Consider the following 25,308-nt stretch of genomic DNA (forward strand, 5'->3'; position numbering starts at 1 on the left):
CGAACAGCACAGGCCACGCACCCGGGCGGGAGAGCCCCGCCGCGCACCGGCGGCGGGCACCGAAGGAGCAACCACCCCGGAACCTCTCAGGTACCAGGACCGTCACGGGCAGGCCGCTCTGGAGAGCAGGGTCCGCACGGCCCTCACCGACGGGGAAAGCGCCACCGCGCGCGAAGCTCTCAGGTGCCACGACAGAGGGGGTCCGCGCAGCCGCGCCCGGCGGCCGCGCCCGGAAGGAGCTCCGCCGTGTCCCGCACCTCCCCGCTGCACGAGGTCCACACCGCCCTCGGTGCGACGTTCACCGACTTCGCCGGCTGGTCCATGCCCGTGCGCTACGCCTCCGACCTCGCGGAGCACCGCGCGGTGCGCGCCACCGCCGGCGTGTTCGACCTGTCCCACATGGGGGAGGTGCGCGTGCGCGGCCCGCAGGCCGGCGACGCCCTGGACGCCGCCCTCGTCGGCCGCCCCTCCGCCATGCCCGTCGGCCGCGCCGGGTACGGGCTGGTCGTCGACGAGGACGGCGGCATCCTCGACGACCTGGTCACCTACCGCCTCGGCGAGCAGGACTTCCTCGTCGTCGCCAACGCCTCCAACGCCGACCTCGTCGCAGCGGAGCTGACCGGGCGCGCCGCCGGGTTCGACGCCACCGTCACCGACGAGTCCGCCGGCACCGCGCTGGTGGCCGTGCAGGGCCCCACCGCCGCCCTGATCGTCGGCGAGCTCGTCGACGCCGACCTCGACGCCCTGGGCTACTACCGCTGCACCCCCGCCTCGCTGCGCACGGCGGACGGCGCCGTCGACGTGCTGCTGGCCCGCACCGGCTACACCGGCGAGGACGGCTTCGAGGTGTTCGCCGCGACCGGGCGCGCCGTGCCCGTCTGGGAGGCGCTGCTGGACGCCGGCCGCGTCCACGACGCCGTGCCGTGCGGGCTGGCCTGCCGCGACACCCTGCGCCTGGAGGCCGGGATGCCGCTGTACGGGCACGAGCTCTCCCGCGACGTCGACCCGTACACCGCCGGGCTCGGCCGCGTCGTCAAGCTCGACAAGCCCACCGGGTTCCCCGGCCGCGCCGCGCTGGAAGACCTCGCGCAGCGCACCCCCGACCGCGTCCTCGTCGGCCTGCGCGGCACCGGCCGCCGCGCCGGCCGCCAGGGCTACCCCGTCCTGCACGAGGGCCGCCCCGTCGGCACCGTCACCAGCGGCGCGCTCTCACCCACCCTCGGCCACCCCGTCGCCATGGCGTACGTCGAGGCGGCCGCCGCGCGGGTCGGCACCGCGCTGGCCGTGGACGTGCGCGGGCGCCCCGAACCCGTCGAGGTCGTCGACCTCCCCTTCTACCGCCGGGCCCGGTGAGCGCCGTGACCGCCGGAGTCTTCGACCTGTTCTCCATCGGCATCGGCCCCTCCAGCTCCCACACGGTGGGCCCGATGCGCGCCGCGCTGCGCTTCGCGCAGGACCTGGCCGGTGACAGGCTGCTGGAACGGGTCGCCGCGGTGCGGGTGGACCTGCACGGCTCGCTGGGGGCCACCGGTCGCGGCCACGGTTCCGACCGCGCCGTCGTGCTGGGCCTGCTGGGGGAGCGGCCCGAGGCCGTCGACCCCGACGCCGTCCCCGGGCTGCTGGAGGCCGTGCGCGAGCGCGGGGAACTGCGCCTGCTGGGCCGGCACACGGTGCGCTTCGCCCTCGACGCCGACGTGCGCCTGCTGCGCGAGGCCCTGCCCGCCCACCCCAACGGCATGGTGTTCACCGCGCTCGACGACGGTGGGCGCGTGCTCGCCGAGCGCACCTCGTACTCCGTCGGCGGGGGTTTCGTGCGCGACCACCCGCTGGACGGGGCCGCCCCCGTCGCCGACCCCGACGACGACGTGCCGCACCCCTTCCGCACCGGCGCCGAACTGCTGGAGCAGTGCCGCCGCACCGGGCTCGGGGTGGCGGACCTGGTGCGCCGCGACGAGGAGCACCGTCGCAGCCGCGAGGAGGTCGACGCCGGTCTGCTGGAGGTGTTCGCCGCGATGGCCGCCTGCGTCGAGCGCGGCCTGTCGATCGACGGCACCCTGCCGGGCGGTCTGGGCGTGCGACGCCGCGCACCCGCCCTGCACCGCCAGCTCCTCGCCGAGGACGAGGCGCAGGGCGCTGGAGCGGGCGGCGACCCGCTGCGCGCGGTGGACTGGCTGAGCCTGTGGGCGCTGGCCGTCAACGAGGAGAACGCCGCCGGCGGCCGCGTCGTCACCGCCCCCACCAACGGGGCCGCCGGCATCGTGCCCGCCGTGCTGCACTTCCACCGCCGGTTCACCCCCGGCGCCGACGACGCCAGCACCGTGGACTTCCTGCTCGTCGCCGGCGGCATCGGGATCGTGCTGAAGGAGACCGGCTCCATCTCCGGCGCCGAGGTCGGCTGCCAGGGCGAGGTGGGTTCCGCCAGCGCCATGGCCGCCGCCGGCCTGACCGCCGTCCTCGGCGGGACCCCCGAGCAGGTCGAGAACGCCGCCGAGATCGCGATCGAGCACCACCTGGGGCTGACCTGCGACCCCGTCGGTGGGCTGGTGCAGATCCCCTGCATCGAGCGCAACGCCGTGGGCGCCACCACCGCCGTCCACGCTGCGCGCACCGCGCTGCGCGGCGACGGCACCCACGTCGTCAGCCTCGACACCGCGATCGCCACCATGCGCGCCACGGGGGCGCACATGCGCTCGGAGTACAAGGAGACCTCCCGCGGCGGTCTCGCCCTCACCGTCGTGGGGGCGCGCACGGCCGTCGGGGTCAACGTCCCGGAGTGCTGAGCACCCGGGGAGGTGCGGTGCCGGGGTGGCACAGTGGGCCGGTGCCACCCCGCCGCCGCACAGACCCCGAGCAGGGGCGCGCCGCGCTGCGCGCCGCGCTGGACGCCCTCGACGCCGGGACGACCCCGCAGCGTCCCGACCTCGCCGCGGCAGTGCGGTTCACCCTCGAGGAGCTCGCCGCCCACCACCCCGGCGGCAGCGTGGAGGTGCGGGTGCCGCCGTTCGCCGCCGTGCAGGTCGTCGCGGGCCCGAAGCACACCCGCGGCACCCCGCCCGCGGTCGTGGAGACCGACGCCGTGACGTGGCTGGAGCTGGCCACCGGCCGTCTCGCCTTCGAGGACGCGCGCGCCGGCGGGCGGGTGCGGGCCAGCGGGGAGCGCGCTGACCTCGGGCGGCTCCTGCCGGTCACGGGTCCGGGCGCGTGAGCGCACCGCGTACCGTTGCGCCGGTGAGCGAGCAGGAGCGCCGGGCGCCCGACGACGGCCACGGGGAGCCGCAGCCGCCCGTGCCGCAGCCCACCGGGGCGCAGCAGGAGGATCCCGCGCAGCAGGAGGAGCCCGCGCAGCAGGAGGGTGCGAGGCTGGTCCAGGTGACGCGCCGGCGCGCCCCCCGGTTCCGGGCGTTCGTGCTCACCGGCGTGGTGGTCGCGTTCCTCGCCGCCGCGGTCGTCGCGGTCCTCACCCCGCCCGCCGCCGGGTACTCGCAGCAGGACCTGCTCGGCTACCTGTTCGTCTCCTTCGGCCTCGTCGGGGCGCTGCTCGGCGGCCTGGTGGCGGTCCTGGCCGACCGCACCCGCGCCCGCGGCGGCGCGGGCCGCCGTCGCTGACGCGACCACCCGCCCCGCCGGGTGCCCCCGCCGGGTGCCCCCGCCGGGTGCCCCCGCCGGGTGCCCCCGCCGGGTACGGATGCGTCGCGGGCCCCGGGCTGTGCCACACTCGTGACGTGGCCCGCGGTGACGGACGTCTGAACCACGATCTGATGCCCGGCGAGAAGGGCCCCCAGGACGCCTGCGGCGTCTTCGGGGTCTGGGCTCCCGGCGAGGAAGTCTCCAAGCTCACGTTCTACGGCCTGTACGCCCTGCAGCACCGGGGGCAGGAGGCCGCGGGCATCGCCGTCAGCAACGGCGAGCAGATCCTCGTGTTCAAGGACACCGGGCTCGTCTCGCAGGTGTTCGACGAGTCCGCCCTGGAGTCCCTGCAGGGCCACATCGCCGTCGGGCACACCCGCTACTCCACCGCCGGCGGCGCCGGCTGGCAGAACGCCCAGCCCACCCTGGGGGCCACCGCCGGCGGCACCGTCGCGCTGGCCCACAACGGCAACCTCACCAACGCGTTCCGGCTGCGCGAGCTGATCGCCGAGCGCTACCCCGACCGCGCCGCCGCCCGGCCCGGGTCCGGCGGGGAGATCGCCCGCGGCAACACCACCGACACGGCCCTGATCACCGCGCTGTTCGCCGGCGACCCGGACCGCACGCTGGAAGCCACGGCCGTGGAGGTGCTCCCGCACGTCGAGGGCGCCTTCAGCCTCGTCTTCATGGACGAGCGCACCCTGTACGCCGCGCGCGACCCGCAGGGCATCCGCCCGCTGGTGCTCGGCCGCCTCGACCGCGGCTGGGTCGTCGCGTCGGAGACCGCCGCCCTCGACATCGTCGGCGCCAGCGTCGTGCGCGAGGTCGAACCCGGTGAGCTCATCGCCGTCGACGCCGACGGCCTGCGCTCCAGCCGCTTCGCCCCGGCGAACCCCAAGGGCTGCGTCTTCGAGTACGTCTACCTCGCCCGCCCGGACACCACCATCAACGGCAAGGTCGTGCAGGAGGCCCGCGTCGAGATGGGCCGCACCCTGGCCCGCGAGCACCCCGTCGAGGCCGACCTGGTGATCCCCACGCCCGAGTCGGGCACCCCCGCCGCCATCGGCTACGCCGAGGAGTCCGGCATCCCCTACGGGCAGGGCCTGGTGAAGAACGCCTACGTGGGCCGCACCTTCATCCAGCCCAGCCAGACGATCCGGCAGCTCGGCATCCGCCTGAAGCTCAACCCGCTCAAGAACGTCGTGCAGGGCAAGCGGCTCGTCGTCGTCGACGACTCCATCGTGCGCGGCAACACCCAGCGCGCCCTCATCCGGATGCTGCGCGAGGCCGGTGCCGCCGAGATCCACGTGCGGATCTCCTCCCCGCCGGTGACGTGGCCGTGCTTCTACGGCATCGACTTCGCCACCCGCGCCGAGCTCATCGCCACCGGCCTGGCCGTGGACGACGTGCGCGCCAGCATCGGCGCCGACTCCCTCGGCTACATCTCCCCCGAGGGCATGATCGCCGCCACCGACCAGCCCGCCGAGCGGTTGTGCAGCGCCTGCTTCAGCGGCACCTACCCGGTGCCGGTGCCCGACCTCCAGCGCCTGGGCGACCACGCCCTCGACAAGGCGCTGCTGCCCATCACCCCCGTGCCCTCGCACGCGCACCACTCGGGAGACCGCCGGTGACCGGCACCACCTACGCCTCCGCCGGCGTCGACGTCGTCGCCGGCGACCGCGCCGTCGAGCTCATGAAGGCCTCCGTGGCCCGCACCCACGGCCCCGACGTCGTCGGCGGCTTCGGCGGCTTCGCCGGCCTGTACGACGTCAGCGCGCTGAAGAGCTACCGCCGCCCCCTGCTGGCCACCAGCACCGACGGCGTGGGCACCAAGGTCGCCGTCGCCCAGGCCGTCGACAAGCACGACACCATCGGCTTCGACCTCGTCGGCATGGTCGTCGACGACGTCGTCGTGTGCGGCGCGAAGCCGTTGTTCATGACGGACTACGTCGCGTGCGGGCGGGTGGTCCCCCAGCGCATGGCGGGCATCGTCGCCGGCATCGCCCGCGCCTGCGAGGAGGCCGGCACCGCCCTCGTCGGCGGCGAGACCGCCGAGCACCCCGGGCTGCTCGGGCCCGACGAGTACGACGTGGCCGGCGCCGTGACCGGGGTGGTCGAGGCCGACGAGCTGCTGGGCGCCGAGCGGGTCCGCGCCGGGGACGTCCTGGTGGCGATGGCGTCCTCGGGTCTGCACTCCAACGGCTACTCGCTGGTGCGGCGGGTGTTCGCCGACGCCGGGTGGTCGTACGAGCGCCACGTGGACGAGTTCGGCCGCACCCTCGGCGAGGAGCTGCTGGAACCCACCCGCATCTACGCCGCACCGGCCCTGGCGACCCTCGCCACCGGCGGCGTGCACGCGATGAGCCACGTCACCGGCGGGGGACTGGCCGCCAACCTGGCTCGTTGCCTGCCCACCGCGGTGACCGCGGAGGTCGACCGCTCCACCTGGACCCCGGGCGCGGTGTTCTCCCTGGTGCGGGACCTGGGCGGGGTGCCCGCCGACGACCTGGAACGCACCCTGAACCTGGGGGTCGGGATGGTCGCCGTCGTCAGCCCCGAGACCGTCGACGCCGTGGTGGCGTCCCTGGAGACCGCGGGCGTGCCGGCGTGGGTGTGCGGCCGGGTGCGGGATCGGCAGGACGCGGACGGTGAGAGCAACGGCAAGGGCGTGGCAGGGGGCGTGGCGATGCTCCGGGGATCTCACCAGGGTTGGTGAGTGTCCTCCGGGGCGGTGCCACGCCCCCTGCTGATCGCTCCTGCTGGTGCGCTGCCCCAGCCCCCGGTGCGCTGTGCGACCGGGGACTCGACGTCCCGGGACAGCTCGTCCCGGGACGCCGTCGGACGGGAGGTCAGGCGCGACGCTTGGTCGCCCAGTCCTCGTAGTCGTCCGTGGCGGAGTACCGGGACCAGTCCGTGTCCTCGTCCGTCTCGTCCTCGTCCGTCTCCGGTGCCTCCTGGACGTCGGAGCGCCCAGTCGTCGGACGGAACGGGTCAGGACCGTGCAGCTCGCGTTGCAACGCGTTGTAGTCAGTCTGCGGGCTGAAGTACTTCAGCTGCCGAGCGACCTTCGTCTGCTTGGCCTTCTGACGGCCGCGCCCCATGGCGTCGACCCCCTCGCGCGTCGGCCGGGGCCGGTGAGTGGGCCCCGGAGTAGCTGTCATCTCTCCGTGGTGCCAACCGTACAGGTTCGCGAGAGCTTCCGGCATCCCGGTCGGTGCGAGGCGCGTCCGGACGGGGGAGCGCGGGTCGGCGCGCCGCCACGGGGACGTGGTGTTGCATGACCCCCATGCCGAGCAGCTCGCCCACGGTGGCCGGGATCGACTCCTCCACGCAGTCCTGCAAGGTCGTCGTCCGCGACGCCGCCACGGGGCGCCTGCTGCGCTCCGGGCGGGCCGTGCACCCCGAGGGCACCGAGGTGGACCCCCAGCTGTGGTGGGAGGCGCTGGAGCGGGCCGTCGCCGACGCCGGCGGCCTGGACGACGTCGGCGCCCTCGCCGTGGGCGCCCAGCAGCACGGCTCGGTCCTGCTGGACGACGACGGCGGCGTGGTGCGCGACGCGCTGCTGTGGAACGACGCCCGCTCGGCCGGCGCGGCCCGGGACCTCACCGACGAGCTCGGCGGCCCGGGCGCCTGGGCCGAGCAGGTCGGCAGCGTCCTGGTCGCCTCCTTCACCGTCACCAAGCTGCGCTGGGTCGCCGAGCACGAACCGGACGCGGCCGCGCGCACCCGCGCCGTGTGCCTGCCGCACGACTGGCTGACCCACCGGCTCGCCGGGGGTGCCGCCGCGGGCGCCCGCCTGGTCACCGACCGCGGCGACGCCAGCGGCACCGGCTACTTCTCGGCCGCGACCGGCGAGTACCGCCCCGACCTGCTGGAGCGCGCCTTCGGAACCCGCCCGCGGCTGCCGGAGGTCCTGGCGCCGGACGCGGTCGCCGGGGAGAGCGCCTGCGCGTCCAGCCGCGGGGCCCTGCTCGGTGCCGGCACCGGCGACAACATGGCCGCCGCCCTGGGGGTGGGGGCCGTGCCCGGCGACGTGGTGGTCTCCATCGGCACCTCCGGCGTCGTCAGCGCCGTCAGCGACGTGGCCACCCGCGACCCCTCCGGCGCCGTCGCCGGCTTCGCCGACGCCACCGGCCGGCACCTGCCGCTGGTGTGCACCCTCAACGCCGCCCGCGTCCTCGACGCCGCCGCCCGCGTGCTGGGGGTGGACCACGCGGAGCTGTCCCGGCTGGCGCTGAGCGCCCCCGCCGGTGCCGGCGGCCTCGTCCTCGTGCCGTACCTGGAGGGGGAGCGCACGCCCGTGCGCCCGGACGCCACCGGCGCCCTGCACGGGCTGACCCTGGAGACGTCCACCCCCGCCCACCTGGCGCGCGCCGCCGTGGAGGGCCTGCTGTGCGGGCTCGCCGACGGCCTCGACGCCCTCGTCGCCCAGGGCGTGCCGGTGCGCCGCGTCCTGCTCGTCGGCGGCGGAGCGCGCTCGGAGGCGGTGCGCCGCCTGGCGCCGGCGGTGCTGGGGCGCCCCGTCCTGGTGCCCCCACCGGGGGAGTACGTCGCCGACGGCGCCGCGCTGCAGGCGGCGTGGGTGCTCTCCGGGGCGGGCCAACCGCCGCGGTGGGAGCTGGGCGAGGCCCGGACCTTCGAGGCCGACCCCCTCCCGCACGTGCGGGAGCGCTACGCCCGGGTGCGCGACCTCACGGCCCCGCGCTCCTGACCGGCCCGGTGGGCTCGCCCTCGCCCTCGCCCTCGCCCTCGGCCCCGCGCGGCGCGGGCACGGCGCGCTCGCGGGCGGCGCGCTTGTCGGCGTACATGCGCGCGTCCGCCTCGGCCAGCACGGACTCCGGGGAGCGGCCCGGGCCGTCCGCGGCCCAGCCGACCGAGACCCGCACGCCGCGGCCCGCCCCCGACGGGGCGTCCCCGCGCAGCCGCACGGCCAGTTCCTCGACGTGCCCGGCGGCCACCTGCTCCACCAGCACGACGAACTCGTCGCCGCCGGTGCGCGCCACGGTGTCGCCCGGGCGCACGTGCGCGCTCAGCGCCCGCGCCACGTCCACCAGCAGCCGGTCGCCGGCGGCGTGGCCCTGCTCGTCGTTGACCCGCTTGAGGCCGTCGACGTCGCAGACGAGGACGAACGTGCCGCGGCCGGGGGTGCTGACCGCGCGCGCCCGGGAGACCTCCCACCGGTCGGCCAGCAGCGCCCGGTTGGGCAGCCCGGTGAGCGCGTCGTGACCGGCGCGGTGCCGCAGCTCGCGCTCGCGGCGCAGGCGGTCGGTGACGTCCCAGGCCGCGACGGCGACCCGGTCCCCGTCGAGGGGGCGGGCGGTCACCTCCAGCCGGCGGCCGGGAGGTGCTGCGAGGCGCACCCGCAGCGGGTGGTGCACCTCGCCGGGGTGGTCCCTGGCGAACTCCAGGGCGAGGCGGGCGCGGGGGCGGTCGGCGCCCGAGAGGAGCTCCAGGGCGTCCCGGCCGGCCAGGGTCCCGGGTGCGGCCCCCGCGAGCTCGTGGGCGGCCAGGGAGGCCCACAGCACGACGGTCCCGGAGAGCACCGCCGCCGGGCTGCCCTCGGCGAGAGTGCGCCAGCCGGTGCCGTCCGCGGCGGTCACCGGCGGCTCGCGACCCCGTCGCCAACGGCGGCCAGGGCACCGGCGGCGGCCGTGGAGGCCAGCACCGCGGGCCAGGGGCCCACGCGCTTCGAGAGCGGGTGGGAGGCACCCACGAGGGCCACGGTGCCGGCGGTCAGGGCGACGGCCAGGGGGAGCGAGGTGGCGGCCCAGCGTGGCGCCGACCAGCCCAGCCCGGCCAGCAGGGCGACCCCGGCGAGCCGGCGGTTCCCGGTGGAGCGCCCGATCGCGTACCCGCCCAGGACGGCGGCGGCGACGACGGGGGAGGTGGGGGTGGGGGCCACGTGATCAGGTTACCGAGGCCGGCGCCGGCACGCGAAAGGCCGCCGCGGAACGCGACGGCCTTCGATCGATCAGGAGGGAGTCAGGTGGCCAGGAGCGGGGTCGAACCGCTGACCTTCCGATTTTCAGTCGGACGCTCTACCAACTGAGCTACCTGGCCGTGCCGGGCCGGATCAACCGGCACGACGAGCGACCCCGACGGGACTCGAACCCGCGACCTCCGCCGTGACAGGGCGGCGCGCTAACCAACTGCGCTACGGGGCCTCAAGAGGCCTTGCTTGAACTTGCTGTCTTGCTCGCTTGCGGGACCAACAGTACCCGATCCCGGGCCGTGCTCGTGACACGGATCCGGAAGCCGGCCGGCGGGTGCCCGCTCGCGTACCCCCAACGGGATTCGAACCCGTGCTACCGCCTTGAAAGGGCGGCGTCCTAGGCCACTAGACGATGAGGGCGCGACTCCCTGTGGCGGGAGCCCGACCAGCATAGGGGGTGGCGGGCCGGCGGCGCGTCCCCGCGCGCCGCTCAGGCCGCCACCGGCGCGCCGGGATCCCCGGGCGCACCCGGCCCACCGGGGGTGGACAGCCGCCGCGAGCGCACGGGCAGCCGGCGTCCCCGCGCGGCCGCGCGGGAGACGGCGACCGGGTCGGTGTGCAGCAGGTCCAGCACCGCGCGCTCCACCGCCCCGTGCGTGGCCGGGTGCCCGAGCGCGGCGTCCTCGCCCAGTCCCTGCAGCGCCGGCGCGATCGTGACGCCGTCGTCGAACAGGTCGACCACGCGCGGGTCGACGTAGCTGCTGCGGCACACCGCCGGGGTGTTGCCCAGGTACTCCGCCACCTCCGCCACCGCCCGCGCCACCGCCCGCTTGCGCGCCGTCGGGGTGGTGCAGGCGGGCAGCGAGACCCCGAGGGCGACCGCGGCCAGGACGGTGGCGTGCCAGGTGCGGAAGTCCTTCGCGGACACGTCCGGGCCGATCGTCTCGTGCAGGTAGGCGTTGACGTCGTCGCTGGTGACGTCGTGCCAGCGCGGGCCGTCCTTCCAGGCGAGCAGGTCGTCGCCGCCGCCGCGGCGCCGCTTGAGGGTGCGCACCACCTCCACCACGTCCGGGTCCGCGATGACGGTGGTGCGGTCCTTGCCGGACTTCGCCACGTAGCGGAACACCAGCTCGCCGCCGTGCTGGACGACGTGCTCGCGCTTCAGGGTCGCCAGGCCGTACGAGCCGTTCTCCTCCGCGTAGGTGTCCCCGCCCACGCGGAAGAACCCCAGGTCCAGCAGGCGGAACGCCGCCGCCAGCACCCGCTCTCGCGGGACCCCCGGCAGCCGCAGGTGCCCGGCGACGACCTCCCGGGCGCGCGGCAGCTGCGCGGCCACCTCCAGCACGCGGTCGTGCTTGGCGCGGTCGCGCTCGAGGCGCCACTGCTCGTGGTAGCGGTACTGGCGCCGGCCGCGCTCGTCGGTGCCGACGGCCTGCAGGTGCCCGTCGGGGTGCGGGCAGATCCACACGTCGGTGTAGGCGGGCGGGATCGCCAGCTTCGCGATGCGCTCGACCACCGCCGGGTCGGTGATCCGTTCCCCGGCGGTGTCGAGGTACGTCCAGCCCTTCCCGCACCGGCGGCGCGTGAAGCCGGGGGAGGAGCTGGAGACGCGGCGCAGGCGGGGCACCCCCCGATGGTGCGCAGCGCCCGCCCCCACCGCACCTCGGCGGTGCGCTCAGCCCCCGGCCGTCGGCGCGACCGCGGCGCCGGTGCCGGCGGCGACCCGCAGGAACTCCAGCGCCTCGGCGTCCCGGGAGCCGGGGACGGCCGAGTGGACGACGACGCGGACGTCGCTGCCGGGGGCCGTCAGCACGTCGCAGTCCAGGAGCAGGTCACCGACCCGGGGGTGGTGGACCGTCTTGCGGGCCGAGACGTGCGCGCCCACCGCACCGGAGTCCCACAGCCGGGCGAAGCGGGGGCTGCCGGTGCGCAGCCGCGCCAGCAGGCCCGCGAGGCCGCGGTCGCGCGGGTGCGCCGCCGCGACGGTGCGCAGGTCGGCGACGAGGGCCGCGGCCAGGGCGTCACCGTCGTGCCCGACCGCGGGCCCGCTCACGCCGGGCGCCAGGCCGAACACGGCCAGGGCGAGGTTGCGGTCGGGGCCGGGCTCACCCAGCAGCGCCGCCCACGGCCGGTTCCAGGACAGCAGGGTCCAGTCGGCGCCGAAGACGGCCACGGGCAGGTCGCCCAGCCGCGCCACCACCCGCTGCACCCCGGGGGGCACGTGGCCGTCGACCAGCCCGTCCGCCGGCGGCAGCAGGCCCGCCAGGCGGTGCAGGTGGTCGCGCTCGGCGCGGTCCAGCTGCAGCGCCCGGGCCAGGGCGCCGACGACCTGCGCCGAGGGGTTCACCGCCCGGCCCTGCTCGAGGCGCACGACGTAGTCCACGGACAGCCCGGCCAGGTCGGCCAGGTCCTCGCGGCGCAGCCCCGGCGCCCGCCGGCCGGGCCGTTCCGGCAGGCCGACGTCGCGGGGGGAGAGCCGGTCGCGCCAGCGGCGCAGCGCCGTGGCGAGGGTCTCGGGACGCTGCTCGGGCACCGGCCCATCCTCGCCCGCCGGTGCCGGGCCCGGCCTGGTACCACCGGTCCCCCCGTCGCGACGGCCCTGGCCGGGGCGGCGCGGTCCGGCCAGCGTGGGGGCATGACCACGACCCTCATCACCGGGGCCAACCGCAGCCTCGGGTTCGAGACCGCCCGCCGCCTCGTCGAAGCCGGCCACAGCGTCCTGCTCGGCGCCCGCGACCGAGAGCGGGGCCGGGCCGCCGCCGAGCGGCTCGGTGCGCGCTTCGTCCACCTCGACGTCACCGACGACGCCTCGGTGGCCGCGGCGGCCGCCGACGTCGCCGAGCACGAGGGCGCCCTGGACGTCCTCGTCAACAACGCCGGGGTGCCCGGGCCCCTCGTGCCCGCCGAGGAGATCACCGCCGCCGACGCGAGCGCGGTGCTCGACGTCAACGTCGTGGGGGTCGTGCGGGTGACGCACGCCTTCCTGCCGCTGCTGCGGCGCTCGGCGAACCCGGTGATCGTCAACGTCAGCAGCGGGATGGGCTCGTTCACGGCCACCCACGACGCCTCCCGCGTGGAGTCGCAGCTCGTGGCCCCGCTCTACACGTCGTCCAAGGCCGCTGTGACGATGCTGACGACCCAGTACGCCAAGGCGCTGCCGGGTGTGAAGGTCAACGCCGCCGACCCGGGGTACACCGCGACCGACTTCAACGGCCACAGCGGCACCCAGAGCGTCGCGGAGGGCACCGACGCGATCGTCGAGCTGGCGACGATCGGGCCGGACGGGCCGACGGGGGTGTTCCGCGACCGCTACGGCGTCGTGCCCTGGTGACCGCCCGGCCCCGGGGGCGGCAGCAGCGCCGCCCCCAGGGCCGCGAGCAGCTCGACGACCTCGGCGCGGTCCAGCCGGACGGTGGACACGCACGAGGTGTCCTGCCAGGTGGAGAGCACCACCCGGTCGGCGTCGGGGTGGGCGCTGACGCGCAGGGCGCGCCCGGACCGGTCGGCGTCGCGCAGCACGCCGGTGGGGGTGCCGTGCCTCGCGCGGACCGCTGCGTCCTCCATGCCCCGATGGTGCGCCCGCCGCCCGCGGCTGTCGAGGGACGCTGGGCCGGCCGGGTGCCCCCGCCGCGTCAGGGGACGCGCGCGATCCAGTCGCGGGTGGCGAACTTCGCCGCCACGAGCTCCTCGGCGGCGGCCAGTTCCGCGTCGGTCAGGGCCGAGTCCCCCAGCCCGTACTGCCTGCGGAACGTGGCGACCATCCGGTCGATGACCTGCTCGCGAGGCAGGCCCGTCTGCCGGCGCAGCGGGTCGACGCGCTTGGCGGCGCTGGCCAGGCCCTTGCCCTGCAGCTTCTCCCGGCCGATCCGCAGCACCTGCAGCATCTTGGCGGCGTCGATGTCGTACGACATCGTCACGTGGTGCAGGACGGTGCCGTCGGCCAGGCGCTTCTGCGCGGCACCGGCGATCTTGCCCTGCTCCGTGGCGATGTCGTTGATCGGCTGGTACCACGCCTTCACGCCCAGGTCGCCGAGCGCCACCAGCACCCAGTCGTCGAGGAACGCGTACGACTCCGTGAACGACAGGCCCTCCACCAGGGAGGCGGGCGCGTACAGCGAGTACGTGATGGTGTTGCCCGGCTCGACGAACATCGCCCCGCCGCCGGAGATCCGCCGCACCACCTCGACGTCCAGGCGCTGGGCGGCCTCGCCGTCCACCTCGTTGGCCAGCGACTGGAAGCTGCCGATGACCACGGCGGAGCTGGCCCACTCCCACACCCGCAGCGTCGGCGGGCGCCGGCCCGCGGCGACCTCGCGGGCCAGCACCTCGTCCAGCGCCATGTGCGCCTGGGGCGACTGCGGGCCGGTGTGCACGAGCTGCCAGTCGTGGTCCAGCCACCCGCTGGCCCCGCCGACCGCGCGGCGCACCGCGGTGGCGACCGACTCGGGCGAGAAACCCAGCAGCACGGCCCCCGGCGGGAGCGCCGAGCGGACCCGGCCGGCGATCGTCGCGGCGTCCGCGTCGGCGGGCAGGCCCGTCAGCGCCTCGTCCACGGCCTCCAGGGCGTCGTCCGGCTCCAGGAAGAAGTCGCCGGAGACGCGGACGGAGGCCAGCGCGCCGTCGACCACGTCGAGGTCGGCGACCACGAGCTTGCCGCCGGGGACCTTGTACTCACCGTGCACGGGGCGACCCTACGAGAGCGCCGCCGCACCCGCTGCGGCGACCGGGGGCCCGCCGGCCAGGGAGCCGGGCACCAGGGAGGACGCCAGCCAGTGCCGCGGGATGCCGAACCCGTCGAGCAGCTCCTCGGTGCGCGGGCGCAACCGGCGACACAGCTCGTTCACCGCGTGGGTGACGGCCTTGGCCCGCAGCGTCGTCATCCGCCGGTGCTCCAGGTACCAGCCCTTCTCCGCCTCCAGCAGCGCCAGCGCGTGCAGGTCGAACACCTCGCCCAGCAGGGCCGCCACCGCGCCGTCCTCGGTGCGGGCGATCGCCGCGGCGAACGCCTCGGCGACCACGCGGTCCACGTGCGCGCGCCCGGCCAGCAGCAGGTGGTCCTGCAGGCCGTCGACGGTCTCGAACGCGTCCCGGTCGTCGCGCGAGCGGGCCTTGCGCATCCGCTTGGCCAGCGACTCCACGACGTGGCGCTCGCGGTCGGCGATCATCCGCAGCTGCCACGCGCGGTCGTGCAGCTCGTCGGGCACGCGCCCGGCCTCCACGACGTCCGCGACCAGGGAGCGGGCGGGGCTGCGGCCCGCCAGCGTGGTGACGAAGTCGCGGGTGGCGAACCGCGCCATCCCCAGGGTGTCCAGGTCGGAGAACTGCTGGGCGTACGCGGTGAGCTGGCTCTTGGCGACCAGTTGCAGCAGGACGGTGTTGTCGCCCTCGAACGTGGTGAACACGTCCGTGTCGGCCTTCAGCTGCGGCAAGCGGGACTCGGAGAGGTAGCCGTGGCCGCCGCACGCCTCGCGGCAGGTCTGGATGGTGCGGGTGGCGTGCCAGGTGGCGGCGACCTTCATCCCCGCCGCGTGGGCCTCGAACGCGCGCTGGCGGTCGGGTTCGGGGTCGCCGCCGGCGAGCTGGACCTTCAGCAGGTCGTCCATCTCGCCCATCAGCTCGTCCTGCGCGAAGCTCAGGGCGTACGTGGTGGCCAGCGGCACCAGCAGGCGGCGCTGGTGCGCCAGGTAGTCCAGCAGCACGACCTCCTCGCCGCGCTCGCCCCTCTCGGCGCCGGGGCGGGCGAACTGCCTGCGTCGCAGCGCGTAGCGCGACGCGATCTCCAGAGCCACCTTCGTCTGGCCGATCGCGCCGCCGGAGATGCTGACGCGGCCCTTCACCAGTGCGCCGAGCATCGTGAAGAACCGGGCGTTCTCGCTGGCGATCGGGCTGGAGTAGGTGCCGTCCTCGGCGACCTGGGCGTAGCGGTCCAGCAGCGCGGTGCGCGGGACGCGCACGGCGTCGAACCACAGGCGGCCGTTGTCGACGCCGTTCAGGCCGGCCTTGCGGCCGTCGTCGCCACGCCGGATCCCGGGCAGGTCGCCCCCGTCCGGCCCGCGCAGCGGCACGACGAAGGCGTGCACGCCCTGCCGCACCCCGCCGGTGACCAGTTGCGCGAACACCACCGCGACCTCGGCGTCGCGCGCGGCGCCGCCGATGTAGTCCTTGCGGCAGGACTCGTCGGGGGTGTGGACGACGAACTCCCGCGTCGCGGGGTCGTAGGTGGCGGTGGTGCCCAGGGAGGCGACGTCGGACCCGTGCCCGGTCTCCGTCATGGCGAAGCAGCCGACGAGGTCCAGGCGCAGCAGCGGCGGCAGCAGTTCCGCGTGGTGGCGTTCGGTGCCCAGGGCCTGCACGGCGCCGCCGAACAGGCCCCACTGCACGCCCGACTTGATCATCAGGGAGGCGTCGCCGAGACCCAGCACCTCGAACTGGCCGACCTGCGCGCCGGGGGAGTCGCCGCCGCCGTACCGCGAGGAGAACCCCGCCTCGTGCCCGCCCAGGTCGGCGAGCACGCGCAGCCGGGCGAGGGTGAGGTCGCGCTGCTCGGCGGTGCTCAGGTGGTCGATCGGGCCGAACAGGTCGGCGGGGAACTCGCGGCGTGCCTTCTCGCGCAGGTCGGCGGAACGGCCGTCGAGCACCCTGCGCAGCTCGTCGGTGTCGACGGGCCCGGCGGCGGGCCCGGGGGCCGGGGGGGCGGGGGTCTCGGCGGCCCGCCCGGCGGGGACCGGGGCGTCGACGGCGGTGTCGAACTCGGTGGCGGTCACGGGAGCTCCTCGGTCTCGGGGTGGGTGGAGCGGGGGGCGGGGCCCGTCAGGACGGCGCTGAGGCCGCCCCAGGCCAGGTCGGTGAGGGCCGCGCTCATCTCGGCGGCGCCCAGGCGGTCCGGGGTGGAGATCCACCGGTCGGCGGCGGAGCGGATGAGCGCGACCAGGCCGTGCGCGAGGGCGTCGGCGGAGGTGTCGGCGGCCCCGGCGGCGCGCAGGTGCGCGGTGAGGGTGCGGGCGGTCTCGTCGGCCAGCGCGCGGGTCAGGCGCTGCACGGGGTCGCGCTCGGGGTCGCGGGCGGTGGCGCCGAACGGGTGGGAGACGACGAACCGGTACACCTCGGGGTCGGCCTCGACGAGGCCCAGGTAGGTGGTGACGATCCCGGCCAGCGCCTCGCGGGGGCTGCTCGCGCGTTCCACGGCGCTGCGCAGCTCGCGCACGATCAGCCGGTTCACGCGGCGCGCGACCGCCAGGTACAGGTCCTCCTTGTCGGCGAAGTGCCGGTACAGGACCGTCTTGCTGGTCCCGGCCGCGGTGGCCAGCTCGTCCATGCCCAGCCCGGCTCCGTGCGTGGTGATGGCGCGCAGGGCGGCGGTCACCAGCTCCTCGCGGCGCTGGCGGCGGTGCTCGGCCCAGCGCGTGCGCCGCCCGTCCTGGCGGGGCGCGGACGGGGCGGGGGCGTCGGCGGTGACGGGTTCCACGTCTCGACGGTACCTCGGACGACGGGTACCCGGTACCCCGAGTACCTGTTAAGTTCCAGGGGTCCAGGCTCGACGAGGAGGTCCCGTGACCGCACCCACGCCCCCGCCCCGCACCACCCGGGCCGTGCGCCCGGTGGCCGTGGTCGCCGGCAACCGCACCCCCTTCGCCAAGGCGGGCGGCCGCTACGCGCAGGCCTCCGCGAAGGACCTGCTCGTCGCCGCGGTCGACGGCCTGGTGGCCCGCACCGGGCTGGCCGGTGAACGCCTCGGCGAGGTCGTCGCCGGCGCCGTGCTCAAGCACAGCCGCGACCTCAACCTCACCCGCGAGGCCGTGCTGTCCACCGCGCTGGACCCGGCCACCCCCGCCTTCGACGTCTCCCAGGCCTGCGCGACGGGGCTGGAGACCGCCGTGCTGCTCGCCGGGAAGATCGCCCTCGGCCAGGTGGACGCCGGGATCGCCGGCGGCGCCGACAGCGCCAGCGACGCCCCGATCGCCGTGGACGAGGGCCTGCGCCGCGTCCTGCTCGCCCTGAACCGCGCCCGCACCCCCGGGGCCCGCCTGAAGGCGCTCGCGGGCCTGCGCCCCGGGCAGGTCGTGCCGGAGCTCCCCCGCAACGCCGAGGCCCGCACCGGGCTGTCGATGGGCGAGCACGCCGCCCGCACCGCCGCGCACTGGGGCGTGAGCCGGCAGGCGCAGGACGAGCTGGCCCTCGCCAGCCACCGCAACCTCGCCGCCGCCTACGAGCGCGGGTTCTTCGACGACCTCGTCACCCCGTACCTGGGGCTGCGCCGCGACGGGCTGCTGCGCCCGGACACCACGCCGGCCAAGCTCGCGGAGCTGGAGCCCGTGTTCGGCCGCGACCTGGAGGCGCCGGCGACGATGACGGCGGGGAACTCCACCCCGCTCACCGACGGCGCCGCCGCGGTGCTGCTCGCCACCGACGAGTGGGCCGCCGAGCACCGCCTCGACGTCCTGGCGCACCTGGTCGACGCCCAGACCGCCGCGGTGGACCACGTCCACCGCGGTGAGGGACTGCTCACGGCCCCCGTGCACGCCGTGCCGGTCCTGTTGCAGCGCAACGGGTGGACGCTGGACGACCTGGACGTCGTGGAGGTCCACGAGGCGTTCGCCTCCACCGTCCTGGCCACGCTGGCGGCGTGGGAGGACGAGGAGTTCTGCCGCGAGCGCCTCGGCCTGGACGGGCCGCTGGGGCGCGTGGACCGCGCGAAGCTCAACGTCGCCGGCTCCTCGCTGGCCACCGGCCACCCGTTCGCCGCCACGGGCGCGCGCATCCTGGCCACCACGGCGAAGCTGCTCGCCGAGCGCGGCGGCGGGCGCGCGCTCATCTCGATCTGCGCGGCCGGCGGGCAGGGCATCGCGGCCCTGGTGGAGGCGTGATGGCCAAGCTCCCCGTCCACCTCCCGGACGACCCGTACGGCGGCCTCGTGCGCCGCGGCCCCGGTGCGGCGGCCGCGCGGCGGCTGGGCCTGCCCGTGCCACCGCGGTTGCGCCGCCACGAACCCGGCCAGGAGTTCCTCACCGGACCGGCGCTCGTGCTGCGCGCGGGTGCGGCACCGCTGGCCGACGACGTCGCGGTGTGGCTGGCCGCCGCCGGCGCCCGGGTGGTCGGCGACCTCTCCGCCGCGGGGGAGGACCGGCTCGGGGCCGTCGTCGTCGACGCCACCGCCGCCTCCCGCGTCGGCGACCTCGGCGCGCTGCGGGAGTCGCTGGCGCCGGCGTTCCGGCGCACCGCCTCCGGTGGGCGCGTCCTCGTCCTGGGGGCGGTGCCCGCCGAGGCGGGGGGCAGCGCCGGTGGGGAGTTCGGCGAGGGGTTCGGTGACGTCGAGGCCCGTGCGGTGCAGCAGGGCCTGGACGGGCTCGTGCGCAGCCTCGGCAAGGAGACCCGCGGCGGCACCACCGTGAACCTGCTGCGGGTCGCCGCCGGCGCCGGCGAGGCGCTGCGCTCCCCGCTGGAGTTCCTCTGCTCGGCCCGCGCGGCGTTCGTCTCCGGTCAGCCCCTGCTCGTCGGGCCCGCCCCCGCACCCGCGGTGGCAGGGCGGGAACGACGCGTGGCCGTGGTCACCGGCGCCGCCCGCGGCATCGGCGCGGCGATCGCCGAGGTCCTCGCCCGCGACGGCGCGCACGTCGTGTGCGCCGACGTCGCCGCCGCCGGCGAGCAGCTCGCCCGCGTCGCCAACCGCGTGCGCGGCTCGGCGCTCACCCTGGACGTCACCGCCGCCGACGCCCCGGACGTCCTCGCCGACCACCTGAGGCGCCGGTTCGGCGGCGCCGACGTCGTCGTCCACAACGCCGGCGTCACCCGCGACCGCTCGTTCGTGAACCTCGGCGCCGACGCCTGGGACACCGTGCTCGGCGTGAACCTCGCCGCTCCGCTGCGGCTGACCGAGGGCCTGCTGCGCACCGACGGCGCCCTCGCGCCGGGCGCGCGGTTCGTGTGCCTGTCGTCCATCAACGGCCTCGCCGGCGCGAAGGGGCAGGCGAACTACGCCACCAGCAAGGCGGGGCTCGTCGGCCTCGTGCAGGCGCTGGCGGAACCGCTGGCGCGCCGCGGCATGGCCGCCAACGCCGTCGCCCCGGGTTTCATCGAGACGCCCATGACGGCGTCCATGCCCGCGGTGCCGCGCGAGGTGGGCCGGCGCGCCAGCAGCTTGCAGCAGGGCGGGCTGCCCGTGGACGTCGCCGAGGCCGTGGCCTGGCTGGCCTCGCCGGGCGCGGCCGGGGTCAACGGGCAGGTGCTGCGCGTCGACGGCCAGCACCTGACGGGGGCGTGAGCGCCGTGGGAACCACCCCCAGGCCCCTGGCCGCGAACTACCTGCGCTCCCTCGTGGTCCCGCGACCGCGCGGCGCGGTGGACCTGCCGCGCCGGCGCGTCGAGCAGCACGGTGTGCGCGTGGACCCCTTCCGCCTGGCGGCGTGGTCGCGCCTGTGCGGGTACCCCCTGCGCTCGCGGCTGCCGCTGCCGTACCCGCACCTGCTGGGTTTCACCGCCCAGGTGCAGCTGCTGGTGTCCGAGCCGTTCCCGTTCCGGCTGCTGGGGCTCGTGCACGTCGCGCAGGAGTTCACCCAGCACCGGCCGCTGCCGGTGGAGGCCGAGCTGGAGGTGTCGGTGCGTGCCGTGGCGATGGCCCCGCACCGTCGCGGCGCGGTCGTCGACCTCGTCACCGAGGTGCGCGCGGCGGGGGACGGCGCACCCGCCTGGCGGGGGGTGAGCCGCTACCTCGCACCGGGTGCGCGGCTGCCGGGGGCGGTCCCGCCGGCCGAGGCGGACCCGCCCGCTCCCGGGCCGGGCGCCGCGGTCGGGCGCTGGCGGGTGGGGGCCTCGACCGGCCGCCGCTACGCGGAGGTCAGCGGGGACGTGAACCCGATCCACCTGGCCGCCCCGGCCGCGCGGCTGCTCGGCTTCCGTCGCGCCCTCGCGCACGGGCTGTGGACCGCCTCGCGCAGCCTGGCCGTCCTGGACGGCCGGCTGCCGGACGCGGTGCGCGCCGACGTGCGGTTCAAGGCGCCGCTGCTGCTGCCGGCGACGGTGGAGCACCGGCACGAGCGCGTGCCGGAGCGGGAGGGCGGTGGCTGGCGCACCGCCGTGCGCAGCCGCGACGGTGCCCGCACCCACCTGCTCACCCGCGTCACCCCCCTCTGAGGGGAACGCCGCCCGCCCGCCGCACCACGGACCCCCACCGCACCCCCCACGGTGATCCTGCACGCGTGAACGCTCACGCGTGCAAGATCACCGTGGGGTGGGGGGAACGAGGGGAGGGGGTGTGGTGGGGTGGGGGCGTGCCCGCCGCCTCGTCCCGTGGTCCCGTCCCGCCGAGCCCCACCGTGCTGCTGCTGGGCGGGCGCAGCGAGATCGGCCTGGAGGTCGCCGAACGGCTCGTGCGCGCCGGCGCCCGCACCGTCGTCCTCGCCGCCCGCCGCGCCGGTGAGCTCACGGCGGAGAGCGAGCGGCTGCGCGCGGCCGGTGCCCGGCACGTCGAGACCGTCGAGTTCGACGCCGACGACGTCGCCGCGCACGGCCCCCTGCTCGCGGACGTCGTCACCCGGCACGGGGCGCTGGACGCCGTGGTGGCGTTCGGGGTCCTCGGTGACCAGGCCCGCGCCGAGGTGGACGTCGCGCACGCCCTGGCCGTGGTGCACACCGACTACACCGCGCAGGTCAGCGTCCTGTCCCACCTGGCGCTGCTGCTGCGCCCCCTGCGCGCGGGCAGGATCGTCGCGTTCTCCTCGATCGCCGGGGTCCGCGCCCGCCGCCCGAACTACGTGTACGGCTCCGCCAAGGCCGGCCTGGACGCCTTCGCCTCGGGGCTGGCCGACGCCCTGGCCGGCAGCGGTGTGCACCTGCTGCTGGTGCGTCCCGGCTTCGTCGTCGGCCGCATGAGCGCCGGGATGCGCCCCGCGCCGTTGTCGAGCACCCCGCCGCAGGTCGCCGACGCGACCGTGGCGGCGCTCGCCGCCGGGCACGTCGAGGTGTGGGTGCCGGGGGCGCTGCGCGCGCTGGCCGCCGCGATGCGCGCCACCCCGCGCGCCGTGTGGCGGCGCGCACCCCGCTGAGCCCTGCCGCGCGGGCCGAGCCGGTGCTGCCCACCGTGGCGGGCATGGACCTGGGACTCACCGGGCACACCGCCCTGATCACCGGCGCGGACTCCGGCATCGGGTGGCACACCGCCCGCCTGCTGCTCGCGGAGGGCGCGCGCGTCGCCCTCACCGACGTGGGCGCCGGCCGGCTGCAGGAGGCCGCCGAGCGGCTGGGTGCGGGGGAGGACCGCCTGGTCGCGGTCGCCGCGGACCTCACCGACCCCGACGCGGTGCAGCGGCTGCAGCGGGAGGTGCCGCCGCGCCTCGGCGACCCCGACGTCCTGGTGCACTGCGCGGGGGTGACCGGAGCGCAGGGGTTGTTCCACGAGATCGACGAGGACGGCTGGCGCTCCACGCTGGACACCGACTTCCTCGCCGCCGTGCGGGTCGTGCGGGCCTTCCTGGACCCGATGCGCGCGAAGGGGTGGGGGCGGATCGTGCTGGTCGCCTCCGAGGACGCGCAGCAGCCCTACGTCGACGAGCTGCCGTACTCGGCGGCGAAGGCCGCCCTGCTGAACCTCACCAAGGGCCTGTCGAAGACGTACGCGAGCGAGGGCGTCCTCGTCAACGCCGTCTCCCCGGCGTTCATCGCCACCCCCATGACGGACGCCGTGATGGAGGAGCGCGCCCAGCAGGACGGCACGAGCGTCGAGCAGGCGATCAGCACGTTCCTCGACGAGGACCGGCCGTTCATGGAGCTGAAGCGCCGCGGCGACCCGGACGAGGTCGCCTCCGTCATCGCGTTCCTGGTCTCCGAGCGGGCCAGCTTCGTCAACGGCAGCAACTACCGCGTGGACTCCGGCTCCGTCGCGACGATCTGAGGGTTCCGCCCCCGGGCACTAGCGTGGGGCGCATGTCCGACGCACCACGGGGGCCCGCCGGCGGCACGGCCCTGACCGCCGCCGAGCGCCTCGACGACCTGCCGTTCACCCGCCGCCACCGGCGCCTGCTCGTCGGTTCCGGGATCGGCTGGGCCCTGGACGCCTTCGACGTCGGGCTGGTCGCGTACGTGCTGCTGGCGCTGCGCGTGCAGTGGGAGCTCGGCGACGCGGAGCGGTCGTGGATCGCCTCGATCGGTTTCGCGGGCATGGCGGTCGGCGCCAGCCTCGGCGGCCTGCTCGCCGACCGGATCGGGCGCCGGCAGGTGTTCGCGCTGACGCTGCTGGTGTACGGCATCGCCAGCGGCGCCTCCGCGCTGTCGTGGTCGCTGGGTGCGCTGCTCGTCTTCCGGTTCCTGGTCGGGCTCGGCCTGGGAGCGGAGCTCCCGGTGGCGTCCACCCTCGTCAGCGAGTTCGCGCCGCGCCGCATCCGCGGGCGCGTCGTCGTGATGCTGGAGGCGTTCTGGGCGGTCGGCTGGACGGCCGCCGCCCTCGTCGGCTTCCTGCTCGTGCCGGCCTCCGACGACGGGTGGCGCTGGGCGCTGGTGCTGGGGGCGGTGCCCGCCCTCTACGCGATCGTGGTGCGCCGCGGGCTGCCGGAGTCCGTGCGGTTCCTCATGTCGAAGGGCCGGCACGCCGAGGCCGAGCAGGTGGTGCGGCAGTTCGAGGAGTCCGCGGGCGTGCGGTACTCGCCGGGCCCGCTCGCGCAGGAGGCGCCGGCCGGTGCCGTCGCGGCCGCTGCGCCCGGCGTGTGGAGCCGGGGTCTGCGGCGGCGCACCACCGGCCTGTGGCTGGTGTGGTTCTTCGTGAACTTCAGCTACTACGGGGCGTTCACGTGGATCCCCAGCCTGCTGTTCGAGGACGGGTTCACGGTGGTGCGCTCGCTGGAGTTCACGCTCATCATCACCCTCGGCCAGCTGCCGGGGTACGCGGTGTCCGCCTGGCTGGTGGAGGCGTGGGGGCGCCGGCGCACGCTGTCGGTCTTCCTGGTGGGGTCGGCGGCCGCGGCGCTGCTGTACTCGGCCGCCGACAGCGACCCGGCGATCCTCACCGCCGGGATCCTGCTGTCGTTCTTCAACCTGGGCGCCTGGGGCGCCCTGTACGCGCTGACGCCGGAGGTGTACCCGACGCTCGTGCGCGGGCGCGGTGCCGGGTCGGCCGCCGGGTTCGGCCGCATCGCCTCGATCCTCGCCCCGCTCAGCGTGCCGCCGCTGCTGGGAGCCGGTGGGACCGCGGCGGTGTTCGTGGTGTTCGGCGTGGCGTTCGCGGTCGCGGCGGCCGCGAGCTGGTTGCTGCCGGAGACGAGGGACCGGGCCCTGGAGGACTGACCGCGGCGGCCGGGGTCACCAGCCCCGCTCGCGCCACTCACCGAGGTGCGGGCGTTCCGCGCCGATCGTGGTGGCCGCCCCGTGCCCGGGGTGCACCACGGTGCGGTCGTCGAGGACGGCGAACAGCCGCTCGGTGACGTCGGTCAGCAGCGAGCCGAACGCGGCGGCGTCACCGCGGGTGTTCCCGACACCACCGGGGAACAGCGAGTCGCCGGTGAACACGCGGTCCGGGCCCTGCCCGCCGTCGCGCAGCACCAGCGCCACGGAACCGGGGGTGTGCCCGCGCAGGTGCACCACCTCCAGCCGCACGTCGCCGGCCACCACGACGTCCCCGTGGCGCAGGCGACGGTCCACGGGGACGGGCAGGTGGTCGGCGTCGTCCTCGCCGGCGGCGGTCGCGGCCCCCGTGGCGGCCACCACGTCGGCGAGGGCGCCGACGTGGTCGTGGTGGCGGTGCGTGGTGACGACCAGCCCGAGCCGGCCGTCGGGCGAGCCGTCGCGCACCAGCTCCAGGAGGGTGCCGGGCTCCGCGGCGGCGTCCACGAGCACCTGCTCGCGGGTGCGCCGGCACGTCACCAGGTACGCCGCGTTGTCCATCGGCCCGACGTGCACCGCGCGCACCTCAGCGTCCGCGGTGAGATCCACGCCCACCACCTACTCCTGCCCCGCCGCGTCGTCCTGCGCCGCCAGGACCTCCTCGATCCAGCGCAGCCCCGCGATGGCGGTGGGGAACCCGCACGTGGTGATGGCCGCCAGCGCCACCGCGCGCAGCTCGTCCGGCGAGGAGCCCTCCGCCAGCGCCTTGCGGACGTTGGAGCGCACGGCGCCGTCGGACTGGGCGCCCAGGGCCAGGGCGAACTTCAGCAGCCGGTCCGTGCGGGCGTCGAAGCCGGTGTGCGCCCGCACCGCCTCGGCCAGCGCCCCCTGCGCGGCGGCGACGTCCGGGTACCGCTCGGTGAACTCGCGGTAGATCGAGGGCAGGTACTCGCTCACGGCGTCCTCCGGTGCGCTGGGGTGGTCTCGCCGACGACCCTACCGAGGGGGCAGGGCGCGGTCGCGGACCACGTCCGGGCGCGGGTGCGGCAGCGGCGCCGCACCGGGGCGGCGGCGGTAGACCACGTAGGGGCGCCACAGGTACGCCATCGGGGCGGACCACACGTGCACCAGCCGGGTGAACGGCCACAGCGCCAGGAACAGGAACCCGCCCAGGGCGTGCGCCTGGTACACCAGCGGCGCCCCGGCCATCAGGGAGGTGTCGGGGGACAGCATGAACACCCCGCGGAACCACACCGCGATCGTCTCGCGGTAGTCGTAGCCCGGGCCGATCAGGTTCTCGCCGATGGTCGCGCTCATGCCCAGCACCACCATCGCGGCCAGCGCCACGTACAGCACGCGGTCCATCGGCGTCGTGGTGCGGCGCACGCGGCCGCCGACGACGAACCGGCGGGCGATGAGCAGCAGCAGCCCCACCACCATCGCCA

At 76.4% G+C, this 25,308-nt stretch carries 25 protein-coding genes, 3 tRNA genes, 1 pseudogene and 2 riboswitches; of the genes and pseudogenes, 14 read left to right on the plus strand and 15 right to left on the minus strand.

Annotated features, from left to right (window positions below; genetic code table 11):
- Positions 1-25: 25 nt before the first annotated feature.
- Positions 26-103, plus strand: a riboswitch (glycine riboswitch).
- 5 nt (positions 104-108) lie between these two features.
- A riboswitch (glycine riboswitch) is annotated at positions 109-205 on the plus strand.
- 41 nt (positions 206-246) lie between these two features.
- The 6 genes from gcvT (at position 247) to purM (ending at position 6,343) form a co-directional block, all read left to right on the plus strand.
- Entirely contained in the window at positions 247-1,353 is a 1,107-nt protein-coding gene (gene gcvT / locus MN205_RS03140) for a glycine cleavage system aminomethyltransferase GcvT (protein ID WP_242124235.1), read from the plus strand.
- 5 nt (positions 1,354-1,358) lie between these two features.
- Positions 1,359-2,780, plus strand: coding sequence for an L-serine ammonia-lyase (locus MN205_RS03145; protein WP_374115825.1), 1,422 nt, complete (start codon positions 1,359-1,361; stop codon positions 2,778-2,780).
- 41 nt (positions 2,781-2,821) lie between these two features.
- Positions 2,822-3,205 carry a sterol carrier family protein gene (locus MN205_RS03150; protein WP_242124239.1) on the plus strand — a complete coding sequence of 128 codons (384 nt, stop codon included), beginning with the start codon at positions 2,822-2,824 and terminating at the stop codon, positions 3,203-3,205.
- 23 nt (positions 3,206-3,228) lie between these two features.
- Positions 3,229-3,606 carry a hypothetical protein gene (locus MN205_RS03155; RefSeq protein ID WP_242124240.1) on the plus strand — a complete coding sequence of 126 codons (378 nt, stop codon included), beginning with the start codon at positions 3,229-3,231 and terminating at the stop codon, positions 3,604-3,606.
- A gap of 152 nt (positions 3,607-3,758) precedes the next feature.
- Positions 3,759-5,258: an amidophosphoribosyltransferase gene (gene purF, locus MN205_RS03160; RefSeq protein WP_242124242.1), complete on the plus strand. Its 1,500-nt coding sequence runs from the start codon at positions 3,759-3,761 to the stop codon at positions 5,256-5,258.
- Positions 5,255-6,343 (plus strand): phosphoribosylformylglycinamidine cyclo-ligase, encoded by a 1,089-nt coding sequence (purM, locus tag MN205_RS03165; protein WP_242124244.1) that lies wholly within the window; start codon positions 5,255-5,257, stop codon positions 6,341-6,343. Before purF ends, purM begins: the two co-directional genes overlap by 4 nt.
- A 133-nt stretch (positions 6,344-6,476) precedes the next feature.
- Here purM and MN205_RS03170 read toward each other — a convergent pair whose 3' ends face one another.
- Positions 6,477-6,728 (minus strand): DUF3073 domain-containing protein, encoded by a 252-nt coding sequence (locus MN205_RS03170; protein ID WP_242124246.1) that lies wholly within the window; start codon positions 6,726-6,728, stop codon positions 6,477-6,479.
- 185 nt (positions 6,729-6,913) lie between these two features.
- On the opposite strand from MN205_RS03170, the gene xylB reads away from it, so the two are divergent.
- Positions 6,914-8,338 (plus strand): xylulokinase, encoded by a 1,425-nt coding sequence (gene xylB, locus MN205_RS03175; RefSeq protein WP_242124248.1) that lies wholly within the window; start codon positions 6,914-6,916, stop codon positions 8,336-8,338.
- Here xylB and MN205_RS21450 read toward each other — a convergent pair.
- From MN205_RS21450 to MN205_RS03210, 7 genes are all read right to left on the minus strand, one after another.
- Complete coding sequence (locus MN205_RS21450) at positions 8,319-9,227, minus strand: sensor domain-containing diguanylate cyclase (protein ID WP_242124250.1); 909 nt, start codon at positions 9,225-9,227, stop codon at positions 8,319-8,321. The two genes, xylB and MN205_RS21450, sit on opposite strands and share 20 nt — an antisense overlap.
- Positions 9,224-9,529, minus strand: coding sequence for a hypothetical protein (locus tag MN205_RS03185; RefSeq protein ID WP_242124251.1), 306 nt, complete (start codon positions 9,527-9,529; stop codon positions 9,224-9,226). Before MN205_RS03185 ends, MN205_RS21450 begins: the two co-directional genes overlap by 4 nt.
- An 85-nt stretch (positions 9,530-9,614) precedes the next feature.
- Positions 9,615-9,687, minus strand: a tRNA-Phe gene (locus MN205_RS03190).
- A 30-nt stretch (positions 9,688-9,717) separates the two neighbouring features.
- A tRNA-Asp gene (locus tag MN205_RS03195) sits at positions 9,718-9,791 on the minus strand.
- Positions 9,792-9,906: 115 nt separating this feature from the next.
- Positions 9,907-9,979 (minus strand) — tRNA-Glu (locus MN205_RS03200).
- A gap of 70 nt (positions 9,980-10,049) precedes the next feature.
- The gene (locus tag MN205_RS03205) at positions 10,050-11,186 is read right to left on the minus strand and encodes a DNA topoisomerase IB (RefSeq protein WP_242124253.1); all 1,137 of its coding nucleotides are present in this window, start codon (positions 11,184-11,186) and stop codon (positions 10,050-10,052) included.
- A gap of 48 nt (positions 11,187-11,234) precedes the next feature.
- Entirely contained in the window at positions 11,235-12,092 is an 858-nt protein-coding gene (locus MN205_RS03210) for a helix-turn-helix transcriptional regulator (RefSeq protein WP_242124256.1), read from the minus strand.
- Positions 12,093-12,194: 102 nt separating this feature from the next.
- On the opposite strand from MN205_RS03210, the gene MN205_RS03215 reads away from it, so the two are divergent.
- On the plus strand, positions 12,195-12,890 hold the full coding sequence (locus tag MN205_RS03215) for an SDR family NAD(P)-dependent oxidoreductase (RefSeq protein WP_242124258.1): 696 nt from the start codon (positions 12,195-12,197) through the stop codon (positions 12,888-12,890).
- On the opposite strand, the gene MN205_RS03220 is transcribed toward MN205_RS03215, so the two are convergent.
- From MN205_RS03220 to MN205_RS03235, 4 genes are all read right to left on the minus strand, one after another.
- Positions 12,869-13,123 (minus strand): hypothetical protein, encoded by a 255-nt coding sequence (locus MN205_RS03220; protein ID WP_242124260.1) that lies wholly within the window; start codon positions 13,121-13,123, stop codon positions 12,869-12,871. The genes MN205_RS03215 and MN205_RS03220 overlap by 22 nt on opposite strands.
- Positions 13,124-13,191: 68 nt before the next feature.
- Positions 13,192-14,241: a lipoate--protein ligase family protein gene (locus tag MN205_RS03225; protein WP_242124262.1), complete on the minus strand. Its 1,050-nt coding sequence runs from the start codon at positions 14,239-14,241 to the stop codon at positions 13,192-13,194.
- 9 nt (positions 14,242-14,250) lie between these two features.
- Entirely contained in the window at positions 14,251-16,197 is a 1,947-nt protein-coding gene (locus MN205_RS03230; RefSeq protein ID WP_374115826.1) for an acyl-CoA dehydrogenase, read from the minus strand.
- Between the two features lie 122 nt (positions 16,198-16,319).
- The gene (locus tag MN205_RS03235; protein ID WP_242124266.1) at positions 16,320-17,024 is read right to left on the minus strand and encodes a TetR/AcrR family transcriptional regulator; all 705 of its coding nucleotides are present in this window, start codon (positions 17,022-17,024) and stop codon (positions 16,320-16,322) included.
- 85 nt (positions 17,025-17,109) lie between these two features.
- Between MN205_RS03235 and MN205_RS03240 the strand changes: the two genes are divergently transcribed.
- The 6 genes from MN205_RS03240 to MN205_RS03265 all read left to right on the plus strand — a co-directional run bounded on the left by MN205_RS03240 (position 17,110) and on the right by MN205_RS03265 (position 23,827).
- The gene (locus tag MN205_RS03240) at positions 17,110-18,423 is read left to right on the plus strand and encodes an acetyl-CoA C-acetyltransferase (RefSeq protein ID WP_242124268.1); all 1,314 of its coding nucleotides are present in this window, start codon (positions 17,110-17,112) and stop codon (positions 18,421-18,423) included.
- Positions 18,423-19,817, plus strand: a complete 1,395-nt coding sequence (locus MN205_RS03245; protein ID WP_242124269.1) for a 3-oxoacyl-ACP reductase — start codon at positions 18,423-18,425, stop codon at positions 19,815-19,817. Before MN205_RS03240 ends, MN205_RS03245 begins: the two co-directional genes overlap by 1 nt.
- Positions 19,814-20,686 (plus strand): MaoC/PaaZ C-terminal domain-containing protein, encoded by an 873-nt coding sequence (locus MN205_RS21455; RefSeq protein WP_242124271.1) that lies wholly within the window; start codon positions 19,814-19,816, stop codon positions 20,684-20,686. The genes MN205_RS03245 and MN205_RS21455 overlap by 4 nt, the downstream gene beginning before the upstream one ends.
- A gap of 182 nt (positions 20,687-20,868) precedes the next feature.
- Complete coding sequence (locus MN205_RS03255; RefSeq protein WP_374115827.1) at positions 20,869-21,597, plus strand: SDR family NAD(P)-dependent oxidoreductase; 729 nt, start codon at positions 20,869-20,871, stop codon at positions 21,595-21,597.
- A 44-nt stretch (positions 21,598-21,641) separates the two neighbouring features.
- Entirely contained in the window at positions 21,642-22,442 is an 801-nt protein-coding gene (locus tag MN205_RS03260; protein WP_242124275.1) for an SDR family NAD(P)-dependent oxidoreductase, read from the plus strand.
- Positions 22,443-22,474: 32 nt separating this feature from the next.
- Positions 22,475-23,827: an MFS transporter gene (locus MN205_RS03265; RefSeq protein ID WP_242124277.1), complete on the plus strand. Its 1,353-nt coding sequence runs from the start codon at positions 22,475-22,477 to the stop codon at positions 23,825-23,827.
- Positions 23,828-23,842: 15 nt separating this feature from the next.
- Here the strand turns inward: MN205_RS03265 and MN205_RS03270 are convergent, their stop codons facing one another.
- The 3 genes and pseudogenes from MN205_RS03270 to MN205_RS03280 all read right to left on the minus strand — a co-directional run.
- A complete protein-coding gene (locus MN205_RS03270; protein WP_255817785.1) occupies positions 23,843-24,424 on the minus strand; it encodes an MBL fold metallo-hydrolase in 582 nt (193 codons plus the stop codon).
- Between the two features lie 57 nt (positions 24,425-24,481).
- Positions 24,482-24,820 (minus strand): carboxymuconolactone decarboxylase family protein, encoded by a 339-nt coding sequence (locus MN205_RS03275; protein ID WP_242124281.1) that lies wholly within the window; start codon positions 24,818-24,820, stop codon positions 24,482-24,484.
- A 39-nt stretch (positions 24,821-24,859) separates the two neighbouring features.
- A pseudogene (locus MN205_RS03280) lies at positions 24,860-25,303 on the minus strand (respiratory nitrate reductase subunit gamma); the annotation flags it as partial.
- Positions 25,304-25,308: the final 5 nt, after the last annotated feature.

The organism is Kineococcus sp. TRM81007, from assembly GCF_022669155.1.
Taxonomy (GTDB): domain Bacteria; phylum Actinomycetota; class Actinomycetes; order Actinomycetales; family Kineococcaceae; genus Kineococcus.

What these genes read in the sequence shown, in the direction of transcription:
- purF (WP_242124242.1), top strand. Translation starts at nt 3,759, where the DNA reads ATGCCCGGCGAGAAGGGCCCCCAGGACGCCTGCGGCGTCTTCGGGGTC.
- MN205_RS03170 (WP_242124246.1), bottom strand. Translation starts at nt 6,728, where the DNA reads ATGGGGCGCGGCCGTCAGAAGGCCAAGCAGACGAAGGTCGCTCGGCAG.
- xylB (WP_242124248.1), top strand. Translation starts at nt 6,914, where the DNA reads ATGCCGAGCAGCTCGCCCACGGTGGCCGGGATCGACTCCTCCACGCAG.
- MN205_RS03215 (WP_242124258.1), top strand. Translation starts at nt 12,195, where the DNA reads ATGACCACGACCCTCATCACCGGGGCCAACCGCAGCCTCGGGTTCGAG.
- MN205_RS03220 (WP_242124260.1), bottom strand. Translation starts at nt 13,123, where the DNA reads ATGGAGGACGCAGCGGTCCGCGCGAGGCACGGCACCCCCACCGGCGTG.
- MN205_RS03245 (WP_242124269.1), top strand. Translation starts at nt 18,423, where the DNA reads ATGGCCAAGCTCCCCGTCCACCTCCCGGACGACCCGTACGGCGGCCTC.
- MN205_RS03260 (WP_242124275.1), top strand. Translation starts at nt 21,642, where the DNA reads ATGGACCTGGGACTCACCGGGCACACCGCCCTGATCACCGGCGCGGAC.
- MN205_RS03265 (WP_242124277.1), top strand. Translation starts at nt 22,475, where the DNA reads ATGTCCGACGCACCACGGGGGCCCGCCGGCGGCACGGCCCTGACCGCC.
- MN205_RS03270 (WP_255817785.1), bottom strand. Translation starts at nt 24,424, where the DNA reads ATGGACAACGCGGCGTACCTGGTGACGTGCCGGCGCACCCGCGAGCAG.